The organism is Amycolatopsis acidicola, assembly GCF_007713735.2.
Lineage (GTDB): Bacteria > Actinomycetota > Actinomycetes > Mycobacteriales > Pseudonocardiaceae > Amycolatopsis_E > Amycolatopsis_E acidicola.
The window spans coordinates 1-25779 of the sequence record NZ_VMNW02000063.1; the positions used below are offsets into that span (position 1 = coordinate 1).

Sequence of the window (25779 nt, forward strand, 5' to 3'; positions counted from 1 at the left end):
CCCCTCCGCCGCTCCGATCCCCAGCCTGCTTTTGCGATCTTGGGGCTGGGTCAAGGTACTCTTTCCCGCCTTGACGCAGCCCCAAGATCGCAAACACTTACGGATCGGGGCGGCGGAGGGGTCCACACAGCGCGGCCCCCGCGCGTCCGTTGCTGCCCCAAACCGAGCAACAACAAGGCCGAGGGGAAAAGACAAAAGAAGCCCCTCGCCGGGGAGGCAGACTCCGGGATAACAGGGGGTTTTGCAGATCCACTCACCGAAAGTGGGTGGTTGCGTCGGTGGTCATCCCGTCGCCTGCGGTAGCGGTATCACTTCACCCCGGGCCCGCAAGCTTCATGCACTCGGGCGCGCGCTGGCAAAAAAGGTTGCGGGCCCGGGCTGAAGTGATAGGGGCCAGGGCAGGCGACGGGATGACCACCAACTCGGTCGGGTTCAAAGCCCTGCCACCTCCCGGTTCGAACGGAGCTTCCACCTGCCCCTTCCCAAAGCACTTAGCAGAGCCTAACCTAACCTCAACCACCGAGGGAGGGTTTCGTGAGTCGTTTCGACCGGGCTGTGCTGGCCCTGCTGCGTGCGCCGACTTACCCGCTCACCGTGCGCGAGGTCGAGGACCTCACCGGGCATTGCCGCCGTGTGCACTTCGCCGCGCCGGAACTCCTGGCCGAGCGCGAGATCACGCCGACGTTCTGGTTGCGGCTCTGGATCCCGTCGAACGGCCAGGAGTACCAGCGCGCCTACACCGTGACGCGAGTCCGCCCGGAGGAGAACCTCTTCGCAGTGGACTTCGTGCTGCACGACACGCCCGGCATCGCCAGTGCGTGGGCGCGCGGGGCCGAGCCGGGGGCGGAGTTGCGTGCGACTGTCTACACGGGAGAGTTGCTCGCCCTCGAAGACCCGCCACCCAAGGGATACCTGCTCCTCGGCGACTCCGCCTCGCTCCCCGCTATCAACGAGATCCTCGCCGCGCTGCCCGCGGACGTGCCCGCCCGGATCTTCCTCAAGCAGCAACACGAAGACGACGCCCGGCTACCCGTGTACACCCGCGATGGCGACAAGCTCGGCTGGACCACGGCCGAGCTGACCGAAGCGATAAAGGACCAAGGCGACCTTGACGGCTGGCACGCGTGGGTCGCCACCGAGTCCGGCGTCACGCGGCGGCTGAAAGCGTTGCTGCAGAAGCAGTTCGGCCTGCCGCGGACGGCGATCAAGGCTCGCGGCTACTGGATCGAAGGCAAGCCGATGGGCCGCGCCGCCTGAGGACTCCGCAGCTCAGAGCGCGTTGCCGTCACGAAGGTCGCCGGCGGCCAGGAGGTCTTCGCGAGCTCGGGCGATGCGGGAGCGGATCGTGCCGACCGGGCAGCCGCACACGTCAGCCGCCTCCTGGTACGACAGGCCCAGGATCTGGGTCAGCACAAGGGTTTCCCGCCGCTGCGCGTCGAGACCCGCCAGCAGCATCCGGAGTTCGACGATGTCCTCGAACCCCGCGCCGCCGCCGGGCCGGTCCACCGGCTCCCACTCACCCGTGGCGACGAGCTTCGGCCGCGCGCCCGCCGCGCGGATGTGGTCCACCAGCACCCGGCGCGCGATGGACAGCAGCCAGGTCCGCGCCGACGAGCGCCCCGCGAACCGCGACAGGCTGCCGAACGCGCGCAGGTAGGTCTCCTGCGTCAGGTCGTCCGCGCGATCCGGGTCGGCGAGGTGCGCCAGCAGGCGCCAGACGTCGGCCTGGGTGGCGCGGACCCATTCGGTGAGCGCGCCGCGATCGCCCCGCCCGGCGGCGAGGGCCAGCGCGGTGACCCGCTCGTCGTCTTCGCGTTTTCCGGGCATGAGCGCGGAGATTAGCGAACTTCGGCCGTCCCGACAAAAGTCACCGCGATGTGAACCCCCGGCCATCCGGGGCCGTATCCCGTAACGAAGAAAACACGACCCAGTCACACGGAGGTCCCAATGGGCCAGGCGACGTTCGACCGGGACATCGACGAGGCGGCGCCCGCCGGGTACGAACGCCTGCGCTGATGCGGACGGTCGCGGAAGCACCGGCACTGGCCGAAGTCGAGCTGGCGATCGGCGGGATGACCTGCGGCGCCTGCGCGGCCAGAGTGGAGCGCAAGCTCAACAAGGTCGACGGCGTCAGCGCCACGGTCAACTATGCCACCGGGAAAGCGCACGTCGTCGCCCCGACCGCCACGACCACCGAAGACCTCGTGCGCGTGGTCGAAACCGCCGGCTACACGGCGCGCCCGGCGGGCCAGGAGCAGCCGGCCCCGGACAGCGACGCCGATCCGGCGCGCACGCGGTTGCTGATCTCGGCCGTGCTGGCCACGCCGGTGATCGTCCTCGGCATGGTGCCGTTCCTGCAGTTCAGCCAGTGGCAATGGCTTTCCCTCACGCTCGCCGCGCCGGTCGCGGTCTGGGGCGCGTGGCCGATCCACCGCGCGGCGTGGGCGAACCTGCGGCATGGCACCGGCACGATGGACACCCTCGTGTCGCTCGGGGTGACCGCCGCGTTCCTGTGGTCGCTGTACTCGCTGTTCCTGGGCAACGCGGGCGTGCCGGGCCTGAGGCACGAGTTTTCCCTTGCCCCGAAACCCTTTGCGCACGACGGGATCTACCTCGAAGTCGCGGCCGGGGTCACGGTGTTCATCCTGGCCGGGCGCTACTTCGAGGCCCGCTCCCGCCGACGCGCCGGTGCGGCCGTGCGCGCGCTGCTCGACCTCGGCGCGAAGACCGTCGCGGTGCTGAGGGACGGTCGCGAACAGCGCATTCCCGTCGAGCAGCTGCGCGTCGGCGACGAGTTCGTGACCCGGCCCGGGGAGAAGATCGCGACCGACGGCGTCGTGCTGGCCGGGGATTCCACTGTGGACTTGAGCGCCGTGACCGGCGAGTCCATGCCCGTCGAAGTGTCGGCGGGGGACGAGGTCACGGGCGCGACGATCGCGTTGAGCGGGCGCCTGGTCGTGCGTGCCGTGCGCGTCGGCGCCGACACCCGGCTGGCGCGGATCGCCGCGCTGGTCGAGAAAGCGCAGAGCGGCAAGGCCGCCGCCCAACGGCTCGCCGACCGCGTTGCGGCCGTGTTCGTGCCGATCGTGCTGGTGCTGGCGTTGGGCACGCTCGGTTTCTGGCTGTGGTCCGGAGCGGGGGCCGACGCCGCCATCACGGCGGCCGTCGCGGTGCTGATCATCGCCTGCCCGTGCGCGCTCGGCCTGGCCACGCCGACAGCGTTGCTCGTCGGGACAGGGCGCGCCGCGCAGCTCGGCGTGGTCGTGAACGGTCCCGAGGTGCTGGAATCCACGCGGCGGGTGGACACGATCGTGCTCGACAAGACGGGCACGGTCACCGAAGGCAGGCCCACCCTCGTCGCGGTACGCACCTGCGAGGGAGTCTCGGCCGAGGAAGCGCTGTGGCTGGTCGGTGCGGTCGAGGACGCGTCGGAACACCCGATCGGCGCCTGCATCGCCACGGCCGCGGTGAAGCAGTTCGGCGAACTGCCGCCCGCCCGCGACTTCCGGTCCGTGCCCGGCGCCGGTGTCCGCGGAGTGGTCGGCGGATGCGTTGTCACGGCGGGAAAGCTCGATCTGCTGACCGGGTTCCGGATGCCGAAGTCCTTGCTGGACGCGAAGAACGAGGCCGAGCGCGCGGGCTGCACGGCGATCGCGGCCGGCTGGGGCGGCATCGTCCGCGCGGTGCTGGTGGTGGCCGACGCCGTGAAGCCGACGTCGGCGGCGGCCGTGCGGCGGCTGCGTCGTCTCGGGCTGCGGCCGGTGCTGCTGACCGGCGACAACGAGGCGGCGGCCCGCTCGATCGCGAAGGACGTCGGGATCCGGCAGGTGTTCGCGGGCGTGTCGCCCGAGGGGAAGGTGCGGGTGATCTCCGAACTACAGTCGCGCGGAGCCGTCGTGGCGATGGCGGGCGACGGGGTGAACGACGCGGCGGCGCTCGCGACTGCGGATGTCGGCCTGTCCATGGGCACCGGCACGGACGTCGCGATCGAGGCCGGTGACCTGACGCTCGTGCGCGGCGATCTGCTCGCGGCGGTGGACGCCATCGCGCTGTCCCGGCGCACACTCGCCACGATCAAAGCCAACCTGTGCTGGGCGTTCGCCTACAACCTCGCGGCGCTGCCGCTGGCCGCGTTCGGGCTGCTCAACCCCATGATCGCGGGTGCGGCGATGGCGCTGTCCAGCTTCCTCGTGGTGTCCAACAGCCTCCGGCTGGCCGGGTTCCGCGGGACCGTTCCGGGCCGCCGGGAACTTCCGCGGCCCGGGCGCGACTAAGTCTTTGTGAGATGCGAGACCCTCCGCGAAGCGTTGTCGGCACGGCTGGACGGGGAAGACGAGCTGGTCGAACCCGTGGTGCTCGACCGGCATCTGGAGACCTGCGCCGAATGCCGCGCGTGGTACGCCCGTGCGCAGGACCTGCGCCGGCTGATGACCGTGCGCTCGGCGCCCGAGGTCCCCGACCTCACCGAGGTGATCCTCGACCGGATTCCCGCGCCGAGCGGCGAACGCTGGGGCGCGCGGATCGCGCTCGGGCTCGTCGCGATCGCGCAGCTGACTCTGTCGATGGCGCAGCTGCTCGGCGTGGCCACCGGGATGGGCGACGCCATGGCCGGGCACCTCGCCCACGAGAGCACGGCGTGGAACGCCGCGGTGGGCGTCGGCCTGCTGTGGGCCGCGGTGCGGCCGAAGACGGCGGCGGGACAGCTGCCGCTGCTGACCGGGTTCGTGGTGGTGCTGACCGGGTTTTCCATCGCCGACCTCGCCGGGCAGCTGGTGACCGTCGAACGTCTGGTCTCCCACGTCTTCGTGCTCGCCGGGCTCGCCCTGCTGTTCGTCGTCGTCCGGCAGCATCGGCGCAACGGCGGCAGGCCGGGCGCAGGCGACGCGCTCACCCCGGGCAGTGACCTCCGCGGCGGGGCGGATCTTCCTGATCCCGCAACGGAAACGCCACCGAAGCACGGCCGGTGGCAGCGGCCGGCGAGCCGTCGCCACGTGGCCTGATCGATCCCCCCGAATCCCCCTTGGAGTGTGTCTTGTCCCGATCCCTTCGACGGCTGACCGTGGTGTGCGCGGCCGCCGTGCTCGCGGTGTTCGCCGTGCCCGCTTCCGCCTCCGCGCACGTGACCGCGAACCCGGGCACGGCGGAGCAAGGCGGCTACGCCAAGGTCTCCTTCCGCGTGCCCAACGAGCGCGACGACGCCTCGACCACGCAGCTGGAAATCGACCTCCCCGCCGATCATCCGCTTGCCTCGGTGTCCACCCGCGCGGTGCCGGGCTGGACGGCACAGGTGCAGAAAACCCCGCTGGCGCAGCCGATCACGACCGATGACGGGCAGTTGACCGAGGCGGTGTCGAAGATCGTCTGGACCGGGGGCAAGATCCCTCCGGGGCAGTTCGAGGAGTTCGACGTCTCGATCGGGCCCCTGCCGACGGACACCGGCGAGCTGGCGTTCAAGGCGTTGCAGACCTACGACAACGGGGAGATCGTCCGCTGGATCGACACCGCGTCGCCGGGCGCGCCCGAGCCGGAGCACCCCGCGCCCACGCTGACGCTCACGCCGAAGAACGCGGCCGTCCAAGCCGCGGCGGTGAGCGACACCCAGGATCCGGGCAGCAGCACCGGGATCGTGCTCGGGATCATCGCGCTCGTCGTCGCCGTGGCGGCGCTCGCGGTCGCCGTGCTGCGCCGTCCCCGTACCCGGGCGGAGTGATCGCGGCCCGTGTCCTGTTCGTCGCGCTGACCGGCTGGCTGCTGCTCGTCGCCGGTGCCGGAGTCGCCTCCGCGCACGCGGCGCTCGACTCGACGGACCCCGCGCAGGGTTCCGTGCTGGCCACGGCGCCCGCGCGGGTGACGTTGACCTTCAGCGAGACAGTCCAGGTGGCCGGGAACGGCGTGCGGGTGCTGGCTCCGGACGGCACGCAGGCGGACGCCGGGCAGGCCGGAAGCGCGGGTAACGCGGTCTTCGTCGGTCTGCGCGGCGGGTTGCCGGAGGGCACGTACACGGTGTCGTGGCGCGTGGTTTCCGCCGACTCGCATCCCGTGTCGGGCGCGTTCACGTTCTCCATCGGGCACGCTTCGGCGGCCCGGGCGGAAGCGTCGGCGCCGCCGGGCGACAGCACTGTGAGCGTCCTTTACGCGATAGCGCGTGCGGTCGCCTTCGCCGCCTTCGCGGTGCTCGTGGGCTCCGCGGCCTTCGTGCTCAGCTGCCTGCCGGGCGCGATGATCTCGCGCGCGGTCCGCATCGTCGTGTTCACCGGCTGGGCGGGTTCCGTGGCCGGCTGTCTCGGATCCCTTCTCCTGCAAGGACCTTACGGGTTCGGCCTCGGCCTCGGGGCCGCGTTCGACGTGCCGGTGCTGAAGGAGGTGATGGCCGGCCGGATCGGCGGGGCGTTGCAGGCGCGGCTGTTCTTGTTGTTCCTGTGCGGGGTTTACGTCGTATGGCTGTGCTCGGCGCCCGGACGCCGCGGCCACCGGTGGGCGCTCGGTGTGGCTGGGAGTGTGCTCGCCGTCGCGCTGGCGCTGACGTGGTCGGTGGGCGGGCACGCCGCGGTCGGGCTGCAGCCCGCGGTCGCGGTGCCCGTCGACGTGCTGCACCTGATCGCGATGGCGGTGTGGCTGGGCGGTTTGACGACGCTGCTGGTGGTGATCTTCCGGCGAGTGGTGCCGGAAGCGGACCTGATGGGGGCGGCGCGGAGGTTCTCGACGATTGCCGCCGCGTCGGTGGCGGTGCTGGTGGCCACCGGGAGCTACCAGGCGTGGCGGCAGCTCGGCACCTGGAGCGCGTGGTTGTCCACGGGATACGGGCGGCTGCTGCTGGTGAAGGTCGTCGTGGTTGCGTTCGTCGTTGTGGCGGCGGCCTTTTCGCGGCGCTGGGTGCGGCAGCGGGGTGAGGCGGGGCCGCGCGCGTTCCGGTGGAGCGTGCTGGCCGAGGCCGGGCTGGGGGTTGTGGTGCTGTCGGTGACCGCGCTGTTGGTGGAGTCGGAACCGGGCCGTACCGCGACGGCCGCGCCGCCCGGGCCCGTGCACCGCGAGGTCGCTTACGACACAGGCGGTCCCGGGGGTTCGGGCCGCGTGGAGGTGGACATCGATCCGGCCGCCGGCGGGCCGAACACCGTGCGGATCGTGGTCGAGGACAGCGCCGGGCGGCCGCGGCAGGTGCCCGAGCTGCACGCGCGGCTGACGCGCCCCGACCGTGGCCTCGGCCCGCTGGAGATTCCCTTGCGCCCCACCGGTTTCGGCTACGAGGCGCTGGGCGAGCAGATCCCGGCGTCCGGTTCCTGGCAGCTCGCGCTGACCGTGCGGACCTCCGACCTCGACGAGACGGTCGTCGCCACCACGATCGACATCCGCTGAGGGGCCGAGGGCCCGGAGTGGCGCCCAGCCCGCGTGTTGGCCGCCCCGGTCGGTGTGTTGGCCGCCCCGGTCGGTGTGTTGGCCGTTCCGGTTGGTGTGTTGGCTGTTCCGGTTGGTGTGTTGGCCGCCGACGGTGGCCAACACAGGCGCGCCTGCGTGGCGGGCCGACTCGCGGCCGTGGGCGGGCAGACTCGCGCGCACCGCGGGCCAAGTCGCACACGGCGCGGGCAAACTCGCGTGCGGAGTGGGCAAACTCGCGTGCGGAGTGGGCCAACTCGCGCGCACCGCGGGCAAACTCGCGCGCGTGGTGGGCCAACACGTAGCCGTGGCGGGCAAACGCGCGCGCGTGACGGGCCAAGCCGTGGCCGTGGCGGGCCAACTCGCGCGCGTGGCGGGCCAACACGGGCTAGATCAGCAGCCCCGTCATCACGGCCATGCCGAGGCCCATCACGGCGTCGACGGCCAGGCCCGCGGCGGGGAGCCGGGGGCCATCGGCGACGCGGGCGGTGTCGATCGCCCGCGCCAGCCAGAACACCCCGGCCACCAGGAAACCGGCGGTCAGCACAAGCGCGACCACCGTGACGTGCGGCGGCGCGTCGAGCGTCATCGTGCCGGCGCCCATCGACATCCCGGCGTGCTCGCCGCCGGTGGGCATCTCCGCCATCGTCATGCCGGACATCGGCGCGGGCATCACCAGCACCATCCACGCCATCGCCGCCAGCATCGCCGCGTGGTAGCCCAGCGAAAGTTTCCCGTGGTGGCCGCGCACGTCGAACACGAGCAGCCCGGCGAACCACACGGCGGCCGCGCTGAACAACAGGATCTGCGGCACCCGCGCGAGGTTCATCCCGGCAGGCCACGCCATCGCGATCATGCCCGCGCACATCGCGATATGCAGCAGGTCGCTGACGCGGTGGGCGGCGCCGCCGTGACGCACGCAGCGGTACACGCAGAACGCGCCGACCGCGGCGAACGCGATCGTCAGGATCCAGCGCAGGGTGGGTTCGGGAATCATGCGGCCTTCCTCTCCGCCAGCAGGCCGCGCAGTACGTCCAGCGCGAGGAAGGCCAGCAGCGAAATTCCCAGCAGTGGCAGGAAATACCCGATCACGGCGGCGGCCACGAGCACCGGCGCGAGCACCTTGCCCGGCACCCGTCGCCAGGTTCCGCGCACCGGCGCCCGGCCGAAGCGGCCGCGCAGCCACCACATCCGGTAACCCCAGAACCCCAGGCACACCAAGCCGAGCGCGAGGAGCGTGAGCACGATCTGGTTGGCCTGCCCGAACAACAGGCCCATGTGCGCGTCGATGCCCCAGCGGCTGAGCTTCGCCGCGATCGGGTAGTCGGCGAAACGCAGCGTGTCGGTGATCCGGCCGCTGACCGGGTCGACCGTCATCGAGTCCTGTTTCTCCGGCCAGCTGCGCTGGATCTGTTGCACCACATAGCCTTTGCCCGCGCCGGTCGGCGGCCGCACCTCGACTGGATCGGACAGCCCGGCCTGCACAGTGGCGTCGCGCACCGCCTGGAACCCGATGTCCGCACCGGCGGGCGCGGCGACCTTCGCCGACACCGAAGGCGTGGTCCAGTCCAGCGCCGTCCGCAGATCGCTGATGCTCGAACCCGCGTGCAAAGACCAGGTCAGGCCGGTCGCGGACAGGAACAGTAACCCGGCCGCGGCCCACAGGCCCACGACGCCGTGCCACGACAGCAAGCGTTTGCGCCCGGGTTTTCCGCCCTCGGGCAGCAGCAGCGCGCGTTTCTGCTTGCGCCGCCGCCCGATCCACAACGCCAGCCCGGCGAGCACGATCACCCACAGCCAGCTGGCGGCCAGCTCGCTGTAGAGCCGGCCGAAGTCGCCGAGGTGCAGGCTGCGGTGCAGCGTGTCGATCCAGCCGCGCACCGGCAGCGCCTGGCCAGAGCCGTAGGTTTCCAGGCGGCCGCGGACCTCGCCGTCGTGCGGGTTGACGAAGACCGTGTCGTGGTAGCTCGGCGCCAGCCCGGGCCGGTCGAAGATCACCTGCGTGGTGTCGGTGGCCGTCGCGCCCGGCCGGATTCCGGTGATCTTCCCCTCGGGCACCAGTGCCTGCGCGATCTCGGCCTGCCGGTCCAGCGAGACCGCGCCCGGCGCCGCCGGAACGTGCAGCTCGTGCGCATACAGCGCCTGCTCCAGCTGTGGCGTGTAGACGTAGGCGATCCCGGTCAACGCCGCCACGACGAGGAACGGGCCGACGAAGACCCCGGCGTAGAAGTGCAGGCGCAGCAGCAGGGGCCGGATCGCGGCCCAGCCGGTCACCGGCACCGTGCCGGTGACCGGTGTTTCCCGTTCGCCGATCGACATCGTGCTCCCTTCGCTCCCCGTCACTAGGACAGGTCGGCTGGGAGGCTTCGTGAGTTCCCGGCAATCCGGGCAGATCAGATCCCGGTCCTGCCCGGCAACGGGGTGTCGTCGACGTAGCGGACCTCGTAGACGCGCTCGGTGAAGCGCCAGCCGTCCGGGGTCCGGCGGTAACGGTCGTGGTAGAGGGCGAAGTTCTGGTGGGAGCTGCCGTCGGTGAACCGGCCGAGCTCGGCGACGTAGGCGCGGCCGGTCGCGGTGTCGCCGTCCAGCCGGATCACGCCGGGGTGCGTGTTCTGCACGAAGAACTCCCAGCTGCCCTGCAACCGTTCGATGGCCGCGCGGATGTCGTCTCGGCCGGTGAACTCGAGCGCGCCCGGCGCGATCTGCCAGTGACCGTCTTCGGTGAACAGCGCCGCGAACCGGTCGTAGTCGTGCATCATCCCGGCGTCGGTGAACTCGCCCCGCAGCGCTTCGATCTCGAACCGGTCGGCGAAGTCTTCCATCGGTTCCCTCCGTTCAGCTGGTGAAGGACTGCGGCCCGAACCGGCCCCAGGCGACGACGACGGCGAGCGCGAGCAGCACCAGCGTCACTACGACGCCCTGTGCTTCGCGGCGGCGGAGGTGGAAGGTGACCGCACCGGCCATCAGCACCGCCGCGCCGACGGCGGCGACCGGCACGAGCACTTCCGCGATGCCGAGCGCGGCGGGCAGGATGAGTCCGGCGGTGGCCAGGATTTCGAGTACGCCGACGAGCCGCATGAGCCCGGCACCGCCGAAAGGCGCGGCGGCGGCCAGTTTCTCCTGGGACTGGGTGAGTTTCAGGACGCCGCTGGCCAGGAAGGTGGCGGCCAGCAGGCCCGCGATGATCCAGAGTGCGAGGTTCATACGGAGCAGACGACGCGGGCAGCCGGAATGTCAGGCTCACGATCGGGGGCGCTGTTTCGTCGTAGTGGTGACGGCGAGGACGGACAAGGGGATCGCATGACCGAAGCGCTGATGAACGAGCGGCAGCGGCTGATCAACCTCGGGTACCGGCTGCTCGGTTCCCTGGCCGAGGCCGAGGACGTGGTGCAGGAGACCTACGCCCGCTGGTACGCGCTCTCCCCGGCGCGGCGCGACGAGATCGAAGTACCCGCGGCCTGGCTGACCAGGGTTGCCGGGCGGATCTGCCTCGACCTGCTCGGCTCGGCGCGGGCGCGACGGGAAAGCTATGTGGGGGAATGGATCCCCGAGCCCGTGCCCGCCGGCGGTGATCCGGCCGACCGGGTCACCCTCGACGAGTCGGTCAGCATGGCGTTCCTCGTGATGCTCGAATCGATGACCCCGGCCGAACGCGTGTCGTTCATCCTGCACGACGTTTTCCGGTACCCCTTCGCGGAAGTCGCCGAGATCGTCGGCCGCACGCCCGCTGCCTGCCGTCAGCTCGCTTCGTCGGCCCGGCGCCGCGTCCGCGAGTCGCACACACCGGCGACAACGGCGGCACGGCAGGCGGAGATCGTGCGGGAGTTCGGGCGAGCCTGGGCGGCGAAGGACATCGAGGCGCTCGTCAGCCTGCTCGACCCCGGGGTGACCGCCATCGGCGACGGCGGCGGCCTGGTGACTGCCACGGTCGAGCCGGTCGTGGGGGCGTCGCCGGTGGCCGCGAGGTTCGTGGGCCTCGCCGAGCTGGCGACGGCGCTGACCGTGCAGGAACGGGTGGTCAACGGGGAGCCCGGCCTGGTGGCCCGGGACCACGACGAGCTGACCGTGCTGGCGTTCGAGATCACCGGCGAGAAGATCACGCACATCTGGGCCGTGCGTAACCCCGAGAAGCTCCGGCCCTGGAGCTAATGCCCGTGGAAAGCTTCCGCGAGCCACCATGAACCGCCGTCGTCGGTGATCTTCGCGTCGATGACCAAGGGGGTTTCCCTGGGTCCCGCAAGCCATTCACGCACTCCGGCGAGGTCGGCGGGCGTGCGCACGGTGACCCCGGCGCAGCCGAACCCGCGGCCGATCGCGGCGGCGTCGGTCGGCGGGAACGTGACCGTGGCGTGGTCGCCGGGGAAGTGGTGGACCTCCGCCCCGTAGGCGGCGTCGTGGTAGACGACCACCACGAGCGGCAGGCGCAGCCGGACGGCGGTCTCCAGATCGGCGACCGCCATGTGGAACCCGCCGTCCCCGAGCGCCGCGACGGGCAGCCTGCCGGGCTGGGCGAGCGCCGCGCCGAGCGCCGTCGCCAATCCGAGCCCGATCGACTGGAACGCTTGCGTGAAACAGAATCCGAGCTCGTCGGGCACGCTCAGGTACGCGCTGGGGTAGCCCATGAAGTTGCCGGAATCCACGGCCACCACGCGTTCGGCCGGCAGGATCCGGTCGAGTTCGGCGGAGAGGGTTCGCGGGTCTATCCGCGTGCCGGTCGACTCGTCGGTGAAGTCCGCCGTGGACCACCGGGCCCTCGCGGCGATCCGCTCGCGCAGTTCGGGGGAGCGGTAGCCGTCGCGTTTTTCGACCCGGCTCAGGAGCGCCGCGGCGGTGAGGGCGCAGTCGCCGAGGACGCCGGCGTCGATGGGCCGCTGCTCGCCGAGCTTCTCGATGTCCACTTGCGCCAGTCGCGCGCCGGGCCCGATCAGCTTGCCCTGCTTGGTGGTCCACCGGTTCAGCGCGCAGCCCCAGCCGACGATCAGGTCGGCCCCCGTGATCAGCTCCGCCGCCAGCGGCGAGGCGAAGCCCCCGGAAATGCCGAGGGACCACGGGTTTTCGTGGAACAACCCGTTGGCCACCGCCGAAGTGGCGAGCAGCGCGCCACAGGCCTCGGCCAGCGCGCTGATTTCCGAGGCCGCTCCGCGCGCCCCGCGTCCGGCGATGAACACCGGGCGCTCGGCGTTCCGGAGCAGTCCGGTGAGCGCGGCCAGGCCCGGTTCGTCGGGCTCGACCAGGGGAGCGGGCCCGATCGGCTCGATCTCGCCTGGTTCCGGCGCATCCATCGCCTGCACGTCGAGCGGCAGGTTCAGCACCACCGTCCGGCGCTCGTGCAGGGCTGTGCGGTACGCGTGCACGGTGTCTTCGAGGGCCGTCCCGGGGGAGCGCACCCGGTGCGAGAGCGCGCCGACGGACCGGACGAGCGCGTCCTGGTCGATGCGGAAGTTGTTGAGGGGATCGGATTCCGGGGTGTCCGCGGTGAGCACCAGCAGCGGGGTGCGGCTCTTGGCCGCCTCGCCGATGCCGGTCATCGCGTTGGTCAGCCCGCAGCCCTGGTGCGTCGACACGATCGCCACGCGGCCGCTCGTGCGCGCGTACGCGTCGGCCGCCGTCGCCGCGCCGGCTTCGTGCCGGGTCGCGTAGAACTCCACGCCCGCCGCGCGCAAGGCGTTGGTGACGTGGAAGTTGCCGCTGCCGACGACCCCGAAGACCGGGCCGGCGCCGAGCCGCGCCAGCACCCGCCCGGTCAGCTCCGCGACCAGCACGCTCACACCACCCGTTCCACCAGCGCGTAGACCCGGGCCGGGCTGCCCGACCCACCCACGATCGGCAGCGGCGACACCACCAGCACCGCGCCGGTCGGCGGCAGCAACGCGAGGTTCCGCAGCTGCGTCAGCCCGCATTTCCCGGCGCCGAGAATCCTGTCGTGGCAAGGGAAAATCGGGTCCAACTCGGCGGCGCGGCCCGCGTCGGTGCCCACCGTCTCCACGCCGAACCCGGCGATCGGGGTCTGCTCCGCCAGCCACCGCGCGCAGTCCGGGGACACGCCGGGCGTGTGCGAGGCGCCGTCGTCGACGTTGAGGAACTCGTCCTGAGTGTTGGACCGGCTGTCCCAACCCGTGCGGTAGAGGAGCCAGCCACCCTCCGGGAGCGGGCCGTGCTCGGCTTCCCATGCCTGCACATGCTCGACTTCGAGCAGGAAGTCGGGGTTCCCGGCGACCTTGTCGGTCGCGTCGAGCACGACCGCGGGCGCGACGAGCGTGCGAAGCGGGATCTGGTCGACGCTGGCGCCGTCCTTGCCGGAAAGCCAGTGGTTCGGCGCGTCGACGTGCGTGCCCACGTGCTCGCCGGTGTGGATGTCGTTCCAGTACCAGCGGGGGCCGCGCTCGTCGTAGCGGCTGATCTCCTCCAGCCGGAAGTTCACCGTGTTCGCGAACGGCGGCGGCAGCTGGAGGATGGGGGTGGACTCCGACAGCGGGGCTGTCAGGTCGACCACCTCCACCCGCTCGTCTCGCAGCGCGGTCAGCAGCTCGGGCAATACGGGCACGGCGACCTCCTTCGGCAGTCCGGAGTCCGACCCTATTGCGCTGTCCAGCCGCCGTCGACGGGGAGGAGGGCGCCGGTGACGAAGGCGGCCGCGTCGGAGGACAGGAAGGCCACGGCTTCCGCGACCTCCCCGGGACGCCCGATCCGGCCGAGTGGGTGCGCGGGACCGAAGGACGCGAGCATCTCGCGCCCGTTTTCGACCACGCCCTCCATGATGTCGGTGTCGATGACGCCCGGCAGCACGGCATTCGACCGGATGCCCTTCGGCCCGCCCTCGATCGCGAGCACTCGCGTGATCTGCGCGAGCGCGCCTTTCGAAGCGGCGTAAGCGGTTTGCGTCTCGAAGGCGACGACCGACGACACCGAGGCGATGGACACGATCGAACCGCCGCCGCGCGCCTCCATCACGCGGAAGGCTTCGCGGGCCTGCACGAAGTTGCCGCCCGCGTTGACCCGCAGGATGCCTTCGAACTCCGCGACGCTCGTCTCGGTGACCGGCTTGTTCAGCGTGCGGCCCGCGTTGTTGACCAGGATGTCCAGACCGCCGAACCGCTCGACGGCGAGCCGCATCGTGGCGCGGGCGAGGTCCTCGTCGGCGACGTCGCCCACGAGCACGGCCACGTCGTCGGCTTCCAGATCCTTCACGGCTTCGGACAGGTCGGTGACGACGAGCCGCGCGCCGCGCTCCCGCAGCAACTCCGCGGTGGCGCGGCCGATGCCGCGGGCGGCTCCGGTGACGACGGCGGTCTTTCCGGTGAAGTCCATGGGATTCCTTGTCAGCGTTGTGCGGCGGGGCGGACGACGATCTCGCCAGCGTTCATGGCCTCGACGATCCGCGCCGCGGAAACGGTCAGGGAGGGCGGTTTCTTCCTGGGTGCGCCGCACCCAGGAAGATCCGCTCGCGGCCGCCTACGCTGGGATTCGTGACTGAGCTAGGCGATTACCTCCGCGCCCGGCGCGGGCTGGTCGGCCCGGCCGAGGTGAACCTGCCGAGCACCGGGTACCGGCGCGTGCCCGGCCTGCGCCGCGAAGAGGTGGCGCTGCTGGCCGGGATCAGCGTGGACTACTACGTGCGGCTGGAGCAGGGGCGCGAGCGCACCCCGTCCGCTTCGGTGCTCGACGCGCTTTCGGCCGCGCTGCGGCTGCCCGAGGACTCCCGCCAGCACCTGTTCCGTCTGGGCGGGCTGAGTCCGCGCGCCGGTGACCCCGCGGTGAGTGACAGGGTGGACCCCAGCCTGCTGGAGCTGATGTCCGCGTGGCCGGGCAACCCGGCGATCGTCTACAACCGCGCCTACGACGTGCTGGCGTCCAACGCGATCGCCGACGCGCTGTTCCACGATTGGGCACACTCGTGGAACCTCATGCACATCGTGTTCACCGACCCGGCCGCGCGTTCGTTCTACCGCGACTGGCCGGAAGTGGCGCGGAACTCGGTGGCCGGCTTCCGGCTGGGCCACGGGAAAGCACCGGACGATCCGCGCATCCGGCAGGTGCTGGGCGAACTGCTGGCCGCGAGCCCGGAGTTCGCGGAGCTGTGGACGAAGCACGACGCCAGGGGAAAGACGTTGGAGCGCAAGCGGTTCGAGCACCACGAGGTCGGCGGGCTGACACTGACCATGCAGACCTTCGACGTGCGCTCCAGCCCGGGGCAGGAGCTGGTCGTGTACCACGCCGAGGCGGGCTCGCCGAGCAGCGAAGCTTTGGCGTTGCTGGGAACTCTCGCCGCGACCTCGCGGCAGGACCGGTCGATCAGTCCATAGTGGACCGGAACTGTCGGCCGGATTCCACGGGAAAATGTTAGCGTTCCCTCCATTCCCTTGCCCGGCCGGGTAGCGCGCTGGTATCGAGGGAGTGACGTTCGGCGGAACGGGGAACGAGCTGCCGATCCATCGATCGAGGGGCAGTACGTGACCAACCCGCTGGTGGCACAGGAGAAGAGCTCCACGACGGCGATGTCGGGGGTGCCGATCCTCGAGGACGCCAAGACGATCAAGGACGGGATCGAGAGCGGGAACTGGGCCTCGACCGTGCTCGGCGTCGCCGGTGCCGCCATGGACACGCTCGCGATGGTCGCGGATCCCTTCGGCGCGATCCTGGCCGCCGGGGTGGGCTGGCTGATGGAGCACGTCGGCCCGCTCAAGGAGGCGCTGGACAAGCTCGCCGGCGACCCCGACAAGATCACCGCGCATTCGGAGACGTGGAAGAACGTCGCCAAGGAGCTCGGCGACGTGTCGGCCGACCTGGCGAAGCAGGTCAAGGCCGACGTGCAGTCATGGACGGGACCGGGCGCGGACGCGTACCGCACGCAGGCCGAGGATGTCGCGAAGGTGCTGGAGGGCGCTTCGCAGGCGTGTGACGGCGCTTCGAGCGGAGTGAAGACGGCCGGTGAGGTCGTCGCCGCGGTGCGCTCGCTGGTGCGCGACATCATCGCCCAGGTCGTCGGGCACATGATCTCGTGGGCGCTGCAGGTGCTGTTCACCCTCGGCATCGGGCTCGCGTGGGTGGTGCCCCAGGTCGTGAGCCTGGTGGCGAAGACGGCGAAGCAGATCGCCGAGCTGATCAAGAACCTGACGAAGGCGCTGGGCGAGCTGGGCAAACTGCTCGGCAAGGCGGGCAAGCTGTTCGGCGACGCGTCGAAGGCGATGAAGAACCTCAAGGCCGGGCCGAAGGCGAACCCGGGCAAGGTCGACACCCTCCCCTCGGGCGCCAGGGACATCAAGGATCCGGGCAGCGGCGGCACGACGCCTTCGGGCGCGAAGGACAAGCCGGGCGATTCCGGATCGTCCTCGAGCACGAGGGACGGGGGCGACGGCAAGACCGAGACCAGCAGCGCCCGCCCCGACGATCCTCAGACCGCGGGCCGCAACGAGGGCTGCAAACCCGGTTCCGGTGACCCGGTGGACCCGGCGACCGGCGACATGTTCCAGTCGTTCACCGACGTGCGGATCGATGCACCGCTGGCCTTGGTGCTGCGGCGCAGTCACATCTCCGCCTACCGCGCGGGCCGGTCGTTCGGCCGCGGCTGGGCGTCCACTGTGGACCAGCGGCTGGAGTTCGACGCCAAGGGCGTGGTGTTCACGGCGGAGGACGGCGCCCTGCTGGTCTACCCGAACCCGCCCGCGACGGGCGCCGAGGTGTTGCCCGAGGCAGGGGAGCGGTGGCCGCTGTCCCGTACAGCTGAGGGCTACCGGATCGTGCAACCCCTCGCCGGGCGGGCGCTCCATTTCGGACCGGAGGCCGACGGGCTCTCCCCGGTTTCCGCCGTGCTGGACCTGAACGGCGACCGGATCGACTTCGACCGCGACGAGGGCGGGCTCACCGCGATCCGCCACTCCGGCGGCCATCACCTCGAGGTGCGCACGGAAAACGGGCTCGTCACGGAGTTCCTGTTGCGAGACGGCGAAAACACCATCTCGCTGGTCCGTTACTCCTATGAGGACGGACGGCTGACCGAGGTCACCAACTCCTCCGGGCGCCCGATGCGCTTCGGCTACGACGCTTCGGGCCGGGTCACGCGCTGGGAGGACCGCAACGGCGAGTGGTACGCCTACCACTACGACGGCTCCGGGCGAGTGGTGCGCACGGAGGGTTCGGGCGGCGCGCTCACCGGTGAGTGGGAGTACGAAGGCTCGACGACGGTCTACACCGACGCGGAAGGCCACGCCACGCGCTTCGAGTTCAACGAGGCGCACCAGCTGGTCCGCGAAACCGATCCGCTCGGCAACGTCACGCTCTCGGAGTGGGACGAGTACAACAGGCTGCTCTCGCGCACTGACCCGCTGGGCCGGACGTACCGCTACGAGTACACCGAGCAGGGCGAAATCGCGCGCATCACGCGGCCGGACGGCACGCAGGAGTTCGCCGAGTTCGACGAGCAGGGCAGGCGCACCACGGTGGTCGACGCCGACGGCGCGGTCTGGCGCTACCTCTACGACGAGCGCGGCTACCTGGCCGCGGTCGTGGACCCCGCCGGTGCCAGGATCGCTTACGGCATCGACGAAAACGGCCGTCTCGTGGCGGTCACGGACCCGCTCGGCGGCGTACTCCGGATGGAGAACGACGCCGCGGGCCGCGTAGTCGCCATCACCGACCGCCAAGGCGGCACCACCCGCTACACCCGCGATCAGTTCGGCCGTGTCGCCACGATCACCGACCCGCTCGGCGGGGTGACCACGTTGCGGTGGACGGTCGAGGGCGGGCTGCTTTCGCGGACGCTTCCCGATGGCAGCACCGAAGAATTGCGCCGTGACGCCGAGGGCAACGAGGTCGGTCTCGTCGACGCGCAGGGGCGGATGATCCGCGTCGAGACGACCCATTTCGACCTGCCTGCCAGCGAAACCCGGCCCGATGGCAGCAGGCTCGAATACGAGTACGACTCGGCGCTCCGGCTGACAGCGGTCCGCGACACGAACGGGCTGAGCTGGCGGTACCAGTACGACGCGGCGGGCCGGCTGGTCGCCGAGACGGACTTCGACGGCCGCCGGCTCCGCTACGGCTATGACGCCGCGGGCCAGTTGGTCGAGTCCGTCAACGGGGCGGGCGAAGTCACCCGGTTCGTCCGGGATCCGCTCGGCAACGTGGTGGAAAAGCGCTGGGGCGACCAGGTCGCGACCTTCGAGTACGACCCGGCCGAGCGATTGGTGCGCGCGGTCAACGCCGACGCCGAAGTGGTCATCGAACGGGACGTGCTCGGGCGGGAGCTGCGCGAGATCGTCAACGGCCGGGTGCTGGAGTCGCGCTATGACGCGGCGGGCCGGCGCGTGTACCGGCGCACCCCGACCGGCTCGGAGAGCGTCTGGGACTACGACGTCGATCACCAGGCCACGGGGTTGCGCACCGCCGGGCGGTTGCTGAGCTTCGGCCTGGATGTGGCGGGCCGCGAAGTCGAGCGGCTGCTCGACACCGGCATCGTGCTGGCGCAGCGGTGGGACGCGCGGAACCGGCTGGCGGAGCAGCATGTGTCCGTCGTGGCCGGTGGTGGCACGCAGGTGAACCAGATCCAGCAGCGGCGGTACCGCTACCGCGCGGACGATCACGTGGAAGCCATCGACGACAGGCTCGCCGGGAACCGCGCGTTCGACCTCGACGGCAGCGGTCGCGTGACGGGCGTGCGCGGTGCGGGCCGGTCCGAGCGCTACGCCTACGACGGCGCGGGCAACGTCGTGGACGCGGCGTGGCAGGGAGTGGAGCCCGACGCGCAGGGCCCGCGCGCGTACCAGGGCACCCGGCTCCAGTCGGCCGGCGGCCTGACCTATCGCTACGACGCGCAGGGCCGGGTGGTCATGCGGCAGCGGAAACGCTTGTCCCGCAAGCCGGACACGTGGCACTTCAGCTACGACGCCGAGGACAGGCTGATCGGCGCCGTCACCCCGGACGGCACGCGCTGGCGCTACCGCTACGACGCGCTCGGCCGCCGGGTCGCGAAGCAGCGGCTCGCCCCGGACGGCGTGACCGTCGCCGAGCAGCTGGATTTCACCTGGGACGACGCGACGCTGGTCGAGCAGGTGCACAACGGGCAGCGCGCGACGACCTGGAACTACCAGGAGAAGACCGGCACCCCGATCACCCAGGCCGAGCGAGTGCGCACGGCGCGGGCGGAGTGGGTGGACGCGGAGTTCTACTCGATCGTCACCGACATCATCGGCACGCCCACGGAGCTGGTGGACGTGCGCGGAAACCTTGCGTGGCAAGCAAAATCGACGTTGTGGGGCGAGCAGCTCCCGGCGCCGCCCAGCCGGGCGAGCACGCCGCTGCGGTTCCCCGGCCAGTACTTCGACGCCGAAACGGGGCTGCACTACAACGTCCACCGCTACTACGACCCGGCCACGGCTCGGTTCACCAGCAACGACCCGCTGGGCCTCGCCCCTTCGCCGAACCCCGCGGCGTACGTGCACAACCCGGTCACGTGGATGGACCCGTTGGGGCTCACCGGTTCGCCGGGCGGGTGCAGCGGCGGTTCGCGCGAGTACTGGTACCGGAATCTCGCGCCCGAGGACGATCCGCGGCTGGGGTTGTATGCGAAGGATCCGCTCAAGGGCAGGCACTCCAGTGGCGGGCCACTGTTCAAACAGGACGGCAGCGTCAACTACGACAAGATGGGCACCCCGGCCGGGCATGTTGGCAGCGGCAGCAGGCCCGGGTTCAAGGACCGGTTCATTTCCGTGACGAAGTCCCTCGAAGTGGCGGAACGCTGGCGGCAGCCGGGCCAGCGGATGGTCGCGATCGACGCGAAGAAGTACCGGAAGGACAACCCCGGCGCCGGCAGTGTCCTCGACGTCTCGACCCCGGAGGGACGTGCCGAGTCCACGAGGTTGTTCGGCGGCAACTGGGGCACGACGGCGACCAACAACGCGACCAGCTCCCAGGAAGTCCTCCTCGGCGGCTCGGTACAGGTGGACGCGATGTCGATGGTCCATCCCCGGTAGTGGGGCGTGGCGGATCTTGGTGGTGTACGGCGGTTTCGTGGCACGATGGGGACCGTGCGAGAGCGGGCCGAGGGGCCGGTGACCTTACGCAATAAGGCGACTTACCGTCTTGCCTGGGTCGTGGTATCCGCGATCGTGGTGGCAGGCGTGTTCTTGGCCTTGACGGTCCGGGCGGCCACGCTGGGCGATGCCATCGGGTTCGGCCTGTGCTGCGGTCTGGTCGCCTGGGGCGCGTGGTCGATCGGCATCCAGGCCCGAATCGTGGTCGGTGAGGACCGGATCGTCGTGGTGGACTGGTTCTTCCGGCACGAGATTCCCTACGGCGCGGTCGAATCGGTCGACCGGACCGGGGGCGGGGTCTGCCTGGTGCTGCGGACCGGCCGGAAGGTCACGCCGGTCGTCAGCGGCAGCTCGGCCGTGTCCGCCTTGATGGGAGATCTCCTCCAAAACCGGATCCTCGCGGCCGTGCAGGCCGCGATGGCCGCGCAGACGGCGGGCCCAGCGGAACCGAAGCGGAGCTTCCAGCCGCACTTGCTGGCGTTGCTGCTCTTCGTCGGCTCGCTGGTTGCCCTCGCCGCTGCGCGGTACCTCCTGCCGCGCTAACGTTTCGTGACCCTGTCCGGTTTACGTTGCCGTGTTTGCCCGTGCGGTCGGTGAGTTTGCCCGCGGCGGCAGCGGCCGGCCGGCTCGGCGACGCCAGGCGCCAACTCGGCGACGCCAGGCGCCAACTCGGCGACGCGAGGGACCAACTCGGCGCCCTGGCGGGCAAACACACCTGCGCGTAAGGACCGCAAGATCACGAGACACTAGCCGACCACCGCTCGGCCGACACCCCCAGGCACCGCGCCTCGAACCTCCGGCGACCAGCCCCATTTCCTGAACGTGGCCAGGTCCTCGTGCAGCCTCGGCAACGGCGGCTCCATGTCGATCAGCTCGAACACCGTCACCCCGTCGAAACCGATGTCCCGCAAGGCTTCCGCGTACCGTTCGAAGTCGACGTCGCCGCGGCCGGGGGACGTGTGGGCCCATCGATCGCGCCAGGTGTCGCTCATGTGCGCGATCCGGATCCGCTGCCCGGCGGTGTGCACGCCGTCCCACGGGTCCTCCTGGTTGATCGTGTTCGCGACGTCGTAGGCGATCCCGACGTGCGGCGAGCCGATATGGTCCACGAGTTCCGACAGCTGACGCGCATCACCGAGGTAGCCGTACGGGTTGGTCTCCAGGGCGAGCGTCACGCCGAGCCGCGAAGCCCGTTCCACCAGGATTTCCATCGCCTGGTCCAGCCACCACCGGCACGCCTCGTCCGGCGCGGGGGACAGCGCGTGCCGCCTGCCGGGCATCACGATCACCAGCGGCGCCTCCAGATCGTGCGCCAACTCCAGTTCCGCCAGCAGCGCTTCGAGGCTCGCGCGCCGGAACGTGTCGCCGGGGCTGATCAGGTTGATGTCGAGGAACCCGGGATTCGTGGACGTCACCGAAAGGTCGCGCGCCGCGAGGAAACGCCGCAGCTCATGCCGTTCGTACTTGCCGAAACTCCCCGCCTGCAGATGCGGGGAGGCCGACGTCAGCTCGATCTGCCGCAGCCCGGCCGCCGCCAGGTGGTCGATCGCCTCGTACAGCGAAGCCTGGTGCAGCCAGCTGTAGGTGGTACCGCCGAGTGCCAGTGGGGTCACGAATCGCTCCCTGTCGGTTCGAGTGCGGCCAGCGTCCGCGCCAGCCCTTCCGCGAGCGGGACGCGCGGCGCGTAGCCCAGCTCCTTCGCCCGGCTGATGTCGAGCGCGCCCTTGTCGGCGGCCGCCACGCCGGGCGCCATTTCGATGGGCCCGCCGCCGAGTTCGACCTGCCAGCCCGGGCACAGCTCCGCGATCCGCGCGGCCAGTTCGCGGATGCCGGTGGCGTGCCCGGTGGCGAGGTTGTATGCCCGGTGCTCCAGCTTTTCCGCCCGCAGTACCAGGATGATCCCGTCGACGACGTCGTCCACATACGTGAAGTCGATCCGGTGGTCACCGCCCTGGCCCAGGCTGCTGGTGAGCCCCGCGGCAGCGTCCTCCAGCCACGGCTGCGGCAGCCGGCGCCGGGGGAAGCCGGGCCCGTAGACCCAGCACAGCCGCACGGCCACGTAAGGCAGACCGTGCTGCTCGGCGTAATAACCGCCGAGCCGCTCCACCGCGTATTTCGTGATCCCGTAAGGGGAAACCGGCCGCGCGGGATCGTCCTCGCCGATCGGGTCCGCGTGGAAGTGGCCGTACGTCTCCTCTGACGACAAGTCGACAACGCGTCGTACGCCCGTCCGTACCAGGGCCTCGAACAACGCCACCGAACCGTCGATGTTGACCCGCACCGAATCCGCCAGCCCGGCGACGCTCGCGGTGACCCCGACGATCGCCGCCCCATGGACCACTTCGGACACTTCGTGCTCACGAAGTACGCGCTCCAGCAACGCTCCGTCCGTGATGTCCCCGGCGACCTCGACCACTCCGTCGCCGAAAACACCGGTGACGGAACGGTCGAAGCTCACCACCCGTTCGCCCAGTTCCGCGAGCCTGCGCACGAGCGGGCGGCCGAGGAACCCGGCGCCGCCGGTCACCAGCACCGTCACAGCGCCTGCTCCTTCGCGGGTTGCGGCGAAACCGCGCGGCCGGTGTAGTCCACCGCGAGGTCACGCCGGGACGTCTCCGCCATCGCGAGGATCGCCCACAGGCTGAGCCCGCCGGCCACGATGATGTACAGCGAAACCAGCCAGTATCCGCCTCCGGCCGCGATCACCAGCGCCGAAGCCAGGAGCGCGGCCGGGCCGCCACCGACGATGTTCGACACGTTCAGCCCGAGCGCCGCCCCGGTCGTGCGGTAGCGCGTCGGGAACAGCTCGGAGTTGATCGCCGCGCCGAGCCCCCACGTCGAGCTGTGCCCGAGCGCGAGCGCCAGCACCACGCCGATCCCGGTCAGCACCACCGAACCGCTGCCGATCAGCGCGAACAGCGGGAAAGCCAGCAGCATCCAGAAAACCACCCCGCCGACGTAGACCTTCCGGCGCCCGAACCGGTCCGAAAGCCTGCCGAAGAACGGGATGGTGAAGATCTCGATCGCCGCCGCGATCGACACGCAGGCGAGGATGTCGCCCTTCGCGTAGTGCTCGGTGGTCACCGCGTAGCTGACCAGGAACGTCGCGGCGATGTAGAACCCGATGTCCGGCACGAACCGGATGCCGATCGCGATCAGCACCTGCCGCCACGATTCGCGGAACACCTCCACGATCGGCGCCTTCTCCGACATCTCGCCCGCGGCCGTGGCGCGCCGGAACTCCGGCGACTCCATGATCCGCATCCGGATCCACAGCCCGATCCCGACCAGCACCGCGCTGGCCCAGAACGGGATCCGCCAGCCCCAGGTGTCCACAAAGGAGTCCGGGGCGAGCCCGACCAGCGCGAACGCGCCGGAAGAGAGCAGCAGGCCGATCGGGGAACCGGTCTGCACGAACGAGGCGAGGAATCCGCGGTTGCCCTTGGTCGCGTACTCCGACGCGAGCACCGTGGCGCCGCCCCATTCGCCGCCGAGCGCGAGCCCCTGGACCAGGCGCAGCGTGACCAGCAGGATCGGGGCCGTGATCCCGGCCGTGGCGTAGGTGGGCAGGAAACCGATCGCGAACGTCGCCGCGCCCATCAGCATCAGCGAGAACACGAGCGCCCGCTTGCGGCCCACCCGGTCGCCGACGTGCCCGAGCAGGATCGCGCCGACCGGCCGGACGACGAACCCGACCGCGAACGTCGCGAACGCGGCGAGCGTGCCGAGCACGGGGGAGAAGTTGGGGAAGAACAGCCGGTTGAGCACGAGTGCCGCGGCGGTGCCGTAGACGAAAAAGTCGTAGTACTCCACCGCGGTGCCGACGACGCCGGAGGAGACGGCGATGCGCACGGACTTTCGGTCGGGGGCCAGGCCGGCCGGGTTGTCGTCGAGAGTCATGATCTTCTTCCGCTTCGTCGAGGAATGAGAAGGTTCAGGCCACTGAGCCGGCTCGCCTGCCGAACACCATCCCGGCCGCGAGCCCGGATCCGCCGGGATAGTTGCCGCTGAACAGGCCGCCGAGCGCTTCGCCGGCCGCGAAGAGCCCGGGGATGACGCTGCCGTCTTCGCGCAGCACGCGTCCGTCGTCGTCTCCCTTCAAGCCGCCGAAGGTGAACGTGATCCCGCAGGTGACGGGGTACGCGTAGAAGGGCGCCCGCTCGATCGCCGCCGCCCAGTTGCTCTTCGGCGGGGTGACCGAGGCGCGCCTGCCGTCCTTGACGGTCGGGTCGAACGGGCGGGGGTCGATGGATTCGTTGAACTCCTTGACAGTGCTCACGAGCGCGGCCGGGTCGACGTCGATCCCGCGCGCCAGCTCGTCGAGGCTGTCGGCCCGCACCACGCTGATGCCCGGCATCTCGTACTCCTCGGCGCGCAGCATCGGCCGCAACGACGCGTCGAAGATCTGGAACGCCACCGAGCCGGGCTGGCGCAGGATTTCCCGCCCGTACTTGGCATAGGTGTAGTTGCGGAAGTCGGCGCCCTCGTCGAGAAAGCGCTTTCCGTCGGTGTTCACCACGATGCCGAGCGGGTAGCTCTGGCGCGTGAGCCGGTTGGTCAGCTCGCGGTTGCTCTCGTTGTGCTCGGCCCAGGCGTCCCAGGCCGTGCTGTGGCAGGTGCTCCAGTCGCCACCGCGCGCCGCGCCCAGTTCGAGCGCCTCGAACAGGAGTTCCCCTGTGTTGTAAGGGGTTCCGCGCACCTTGGCGTTGGCCCACCCGGTGCCGAGGTACTGCTCGCGCATCGCGGCGTTGGACTCGAAGCCGCCCGCGGTGACGATCACCGATTCCGCGCGCAGCTCCCCGCCCTCGTACCGGACACCGGTGACCGCGCCGTCCTCGACGAGGAAGCCGGTCACGTGGTGGCCGTACCGGATCTCCACGCCTTCGGCCTCGGCGATGCGGGTGTGGTCACGGATCAGGCCGATCCCGCCGTCGACGTTGCCGACGTGCAGACCGCCCCAGAACAGGTAGCCGTCCTCCCGTTCGTACGCCTGGCGCTCGTACATCAGCCGGTACCGCACGCCCTTGCCCGCCAGCCAGCGGATCGTGTCCGCGCTCTCGCCGACGAGGATTTCCGTCATGCGCGGGTCGTTGCGGCCGTCGGTGACCTTGACCAGGTCCGCGGTGAACTCCTCGGCGGAGTACGGCGGCACCGTGGTCCGCGCGTGCCGCTCGTCGGGCTCGACGAAGTCACGCACGTCGTCCAGTCCGTTGTGGACGATCCGGGTGGCGCCCGCGGTGTAGTAGCTGTTGCCGCCCGCGAGCTCTCGCGGCGCGCGCTCCAGGAGCACCACCCGCCGCCCGCGTTCGGCGGCGGCGTGCGCCGCGGAAAACCCGGCGTTGCCCCCGCCCACGACGACGACCTCGGTGTCTCGGCTCAA

At 70.8% G+C, this 25779-nt stretch carries 21 protein-coding genes; 9 read left to right on the forward strand and 12 right to left on the reverse strand.

Annotated elements, in window-relative coordinates; all coding sequences use genetic code 11:
* Positions 1-534: 534 nt before the first annotated feature.
* On the forward strand, positions 535-1257 hold the full coding sequence (locus tag FPZ12_RS31265; protein ID WP_144749452.1) for a siderophore-interacting protein: 723 nt from the start codon (positions 535-537) through the stop codon (positions 1255-1257).
* A gap of 12 nt (positions 1258-1269) precedes the next feature.
* On the opposite strand, the gene sigC is transcribed toward FPZ12_RS31265, so the two are convergent.
* On the reverse strand, positions 1270-1827 hold the full coding sequence (gene sigC / locus FPZ12_RS31270; RefSeq protein ID WP_144749454.1) for an RNA polymerase sigma factor SigC: 558 nt from the start codon (positions 1825-1827) through the stop codon (positions 1270-1272).
* Positions 1828-2015: 188 nt separating this feature from the next.
* Here sigC and FPZ12_RS31275 point away from each other — a divergent pair, with 188 nt between their 5' ends.
* From FPZ12_RS31275 to FPZ12_RS31290, 4 genes are read left to right on the forward strand one after another with little or no spacing between them, the layout of a single operon-like run.
* Positions 2016-4274: a heavy metal translocating P-type ATPase gene (locus FPZ12_RS31275; protein WP_144749456.1), complete on the forward strand. Its 2259-nt coding sequence runs from the start codon at positions 2016-2018 to the stop codon at positions 4272-4274.
* Between the two features lie 6 nt (positions 4275-4280).
* Positions 4281-5000 (forward strand): zf-HC2 domain-containing protein, encoded by a 720-nt coding sequence (locus FPZ12_RS31280; RefSeq protein WP_144749458.1) that lies wholly within the window; start codon positions 4281-4283, stop codon positions 4998-5000.
* A 32-nt stretch (positions 5001-5032) separates the two neighbouring features.
* Complete coding sequence (locus tag FPZ12_RS31285) at positions 5033-5710, forward strand: YcnI family copper-binding membrane protein (RefSeq protein WP_243770120.1); 678 nt, start codon at positions 5033-5035, stop codon at positions 5708-5710.
* Positions 5707-7353 (forward strand): copper resistance CopC/CopD family protein, encoded by a 1647-nt coding sequence (locus FPZ12_RS31290; protein ID WP_144749460.1) that lies wholly within the window; start codon positions 5707-5709, stop codon positions 7351-7353. Before FPZ12_RS31285 ends, FPZ12_RS31290 begins: the two co-directional genes overlap by 4 nt.
* Positions 7354-7759: 406 nt before the next feature.
* Here the strand turns inward: FPZ12_RS31290 and FPZ12_RS31295 are convergent, their stop codons facing one another.
* From FPZ12_RS31295 to FPZ12_RS31310, 4 genes are all read right to left on the reverse strand, one after another.
* Positions 7760-8368 (reverse strand): DUF5134 domain-containing protein, encoded by a 609-nt coding sequence (locus FPZ12_RS31295; protein ID WP_144749462.1) that lies wholly within the window; start codon positions 8366-8368, stop codon positions 7760-7762.
* Positions 8365-9690: a PepSY-associated TM helix domain-containing protein gene (locus tag FPZ12_RS31300; protein WP_144749464.1), complete on the reverse strand. Its 1326-nt coding sequence runs from the start codon at positions 9688-9690 to the stop codon at positions 8365-8367. The genes FPZ12_RS31295 and FPZ12_RS31300 overlap by 4 nt, the downstream gene beginning before the upstream one ends.
* Before the next feature lie 74 nt (positions 9691-9764).
* Positions 9765-10193 (reverse strand): nuclear transport factor 2 family protein, encoded by a 429-nt coding sequence (locus tag FPZ12_RS31305; RefSeq protein WP_144749466.1) that lies wholly within the window; start codon positions 10191-10193, stop codon positions 9765-9767.
* Positions 10194-10206: 13 nt separating this feature from the next.
* Positions 10207-10575 carry a DoxX family protein gene (locus tag FPZ12_RS31310; protein WP_144749469.1) on the reverse strand — a complete coding sequence of 123 codons (369 nt, stop codon included), beginning with the start codon at positions 10573-10575 and terminating at the stop codon, positions 10207-10209.
* Between the two features lie 96 nt (positions 10576-10671).
* Between FPZ12_RS31310 and sigJ the strand changes: the two genes are divergently transcribed.
* On the forward strand, positions 10672-11520 hold the full coding sequence (sigJ, locus tag FPZ12_RS31315; protein WP_144749471.1) for an RNA polymerase sigma factor SigJ: 849 nt from the start codon (positions 10672-10674) through the stop codon (positions 11518-11520).
* Here the strand turns inward: sigJ and FPZ12_RS31320 are convergent.
* From FPZ12_RS31320 to FPZ12_RS31330, 3 genes are read right to left on the reverse strand one after another with little or no spacing between them, the layout of a single operon-like run.
* Positions 11517-13133 carry a thiamine pyrophosphate-binding protein gene (locus FPZ12_RS31320; protein ID WP_144749542.1) on the reverse strand — a complete coding sequence of 539 codons (1617 nt, stop codon included), beginning with the start codon at positions 13131-13133 and terminating at the stop codon, positions 11517-11519. The genes sigJ and FPZ12_RS31320 overlap by 4 nt on opposite strands.
* Positions 13134-13135: 2 nt before the next feature.
* On the reverse strand, positions 13136-13915 hold the full coding sequence (locus tag FPZ12_RS31325; RefSeq protein WP_144749473.1) for a cyclase family protein: 780 nt from the start codon (positions 13913-13915) through the stop codon (positions 13136-13138).
* A 32-nt stretch (positions 13916-13947) separates the two neighbouring features.
* Positions 13948-14679, reverse strand: a complete 732-nt coding sequence (locus tag FPZ12_RS31330) for an SDR family NAD(P)-dependent oxidoreductase (RefSeq protein ID WP_144749475.1) — start codon at positions 14677-14679, stop codon at positions 13948-13950.
* A 158-nt stretch (positions 14680-14837) separates the two neighbouring features.
* Here FPZ12_RS31330 and FPZ12_RS31335 point away from each other — a divergent pair, with 158 nt between their 5' ends.
* The 3 genes from FPZ12_RS31335 to FPZ12_RS31345 all read left to right on the forward strand — a co-directional run bounded on the left by FPZ12_RS31335 (position 14838) and on the right by FPZ12_RS31345 (position 20942).
* Positions 14838-15674 (forward strand): helix-turn-helix domain-containing protein, encoded by an 837-nt coding sequence (locus tag FPZ12_RS31335; RefSeq protein WP_208026089.1) that lies wholly within the window; start codon positions 14838-14840, stop codon positions 15672-15674.
* Between the two features lie 147 nt (positions 15675-15821).
* Entirely contained in the window at positions 15822-20339 is a 4518-nt protein-coding gene (locus FPZ12_RS31340) for an RHS repeat-associated core domain-containing protein (protein ID WP_144749477.1), read from the forward strand.
* A 147-nt stretch (positions 20340-20486) separates the two neighbouring features.
* On the forward strand, positions 20487-20942 hold the full coding sequence (locus FPZ12_RS31345; RefSeq protein WP_166462969.1) for a PH domain-containing protein: 456 nt from the start codon (positions 20487-20489) through the stop codon (positions 20940-20942).
* A 203-nt stretch (positions 20943-21145) separates the two neighbouring features.
* Here FPZ12_RS31345 and FPZ12_RS31350 read toward each other — a convergent pair whose 3' ends face one another.
* Genes FPZ12_RS31350 through tcuA form a run of 4 tightly spaced genes read right to left on the reverse strand, consistent with a single transcriptional unit; the run spans position 21146 to position 25779 of the window.
* Positions 21146-22012, reverse strand: a complete 867-nt coding sequence (locus FPZ12_RS31350) for a sugar phosphate isomerase/epimerase family protein (RefSeq protein ID WP_144749481.1) — start codon at positions 22010-22012, stop codon at positions 21146-21148.
* Positions 22009-22938 (reverse strand): NAD-dependent epimerase/dehydratase family protein, encoded by a 930-nt coding sequence (locus FPZ12_RS31355; protein WP_144749483.1) that lies wholly within the window; start codon positions 22936-22938, stop codon positions 22009-22011. Before FPZ12_RS31355 ends, FPZ12_RS31350 begins: the two co-directional genes overlap by 4 nt.
* Positions 22935-24299 (reverse strand): MFS transporter, encoded by a 1365-nt coding sequence (locus FPZ12_RS31360; protein WP_144749485.1) that lies wholly within the window; start codon positions 24297-24299, stop codon positions 22935-22937. Before FPZ12_RS31360 ends, FPZ12_RS31355 begins: the two co-directional genes overlap by 4 nt.
* A 34-nt stretch (positions 24300-24333) precedes the next feature.
* Positions 24334-25779, reverse strand: a complete 1446-nt coding sequence (gene tcuA / locus FPZ12_RS31365) for an FAD-dependent tricarballylate dehydrogenase TcuA (RefSeq protein WP_144749487.1) — start codon at positions 25777-25779, stop codon at positions 24334-24336.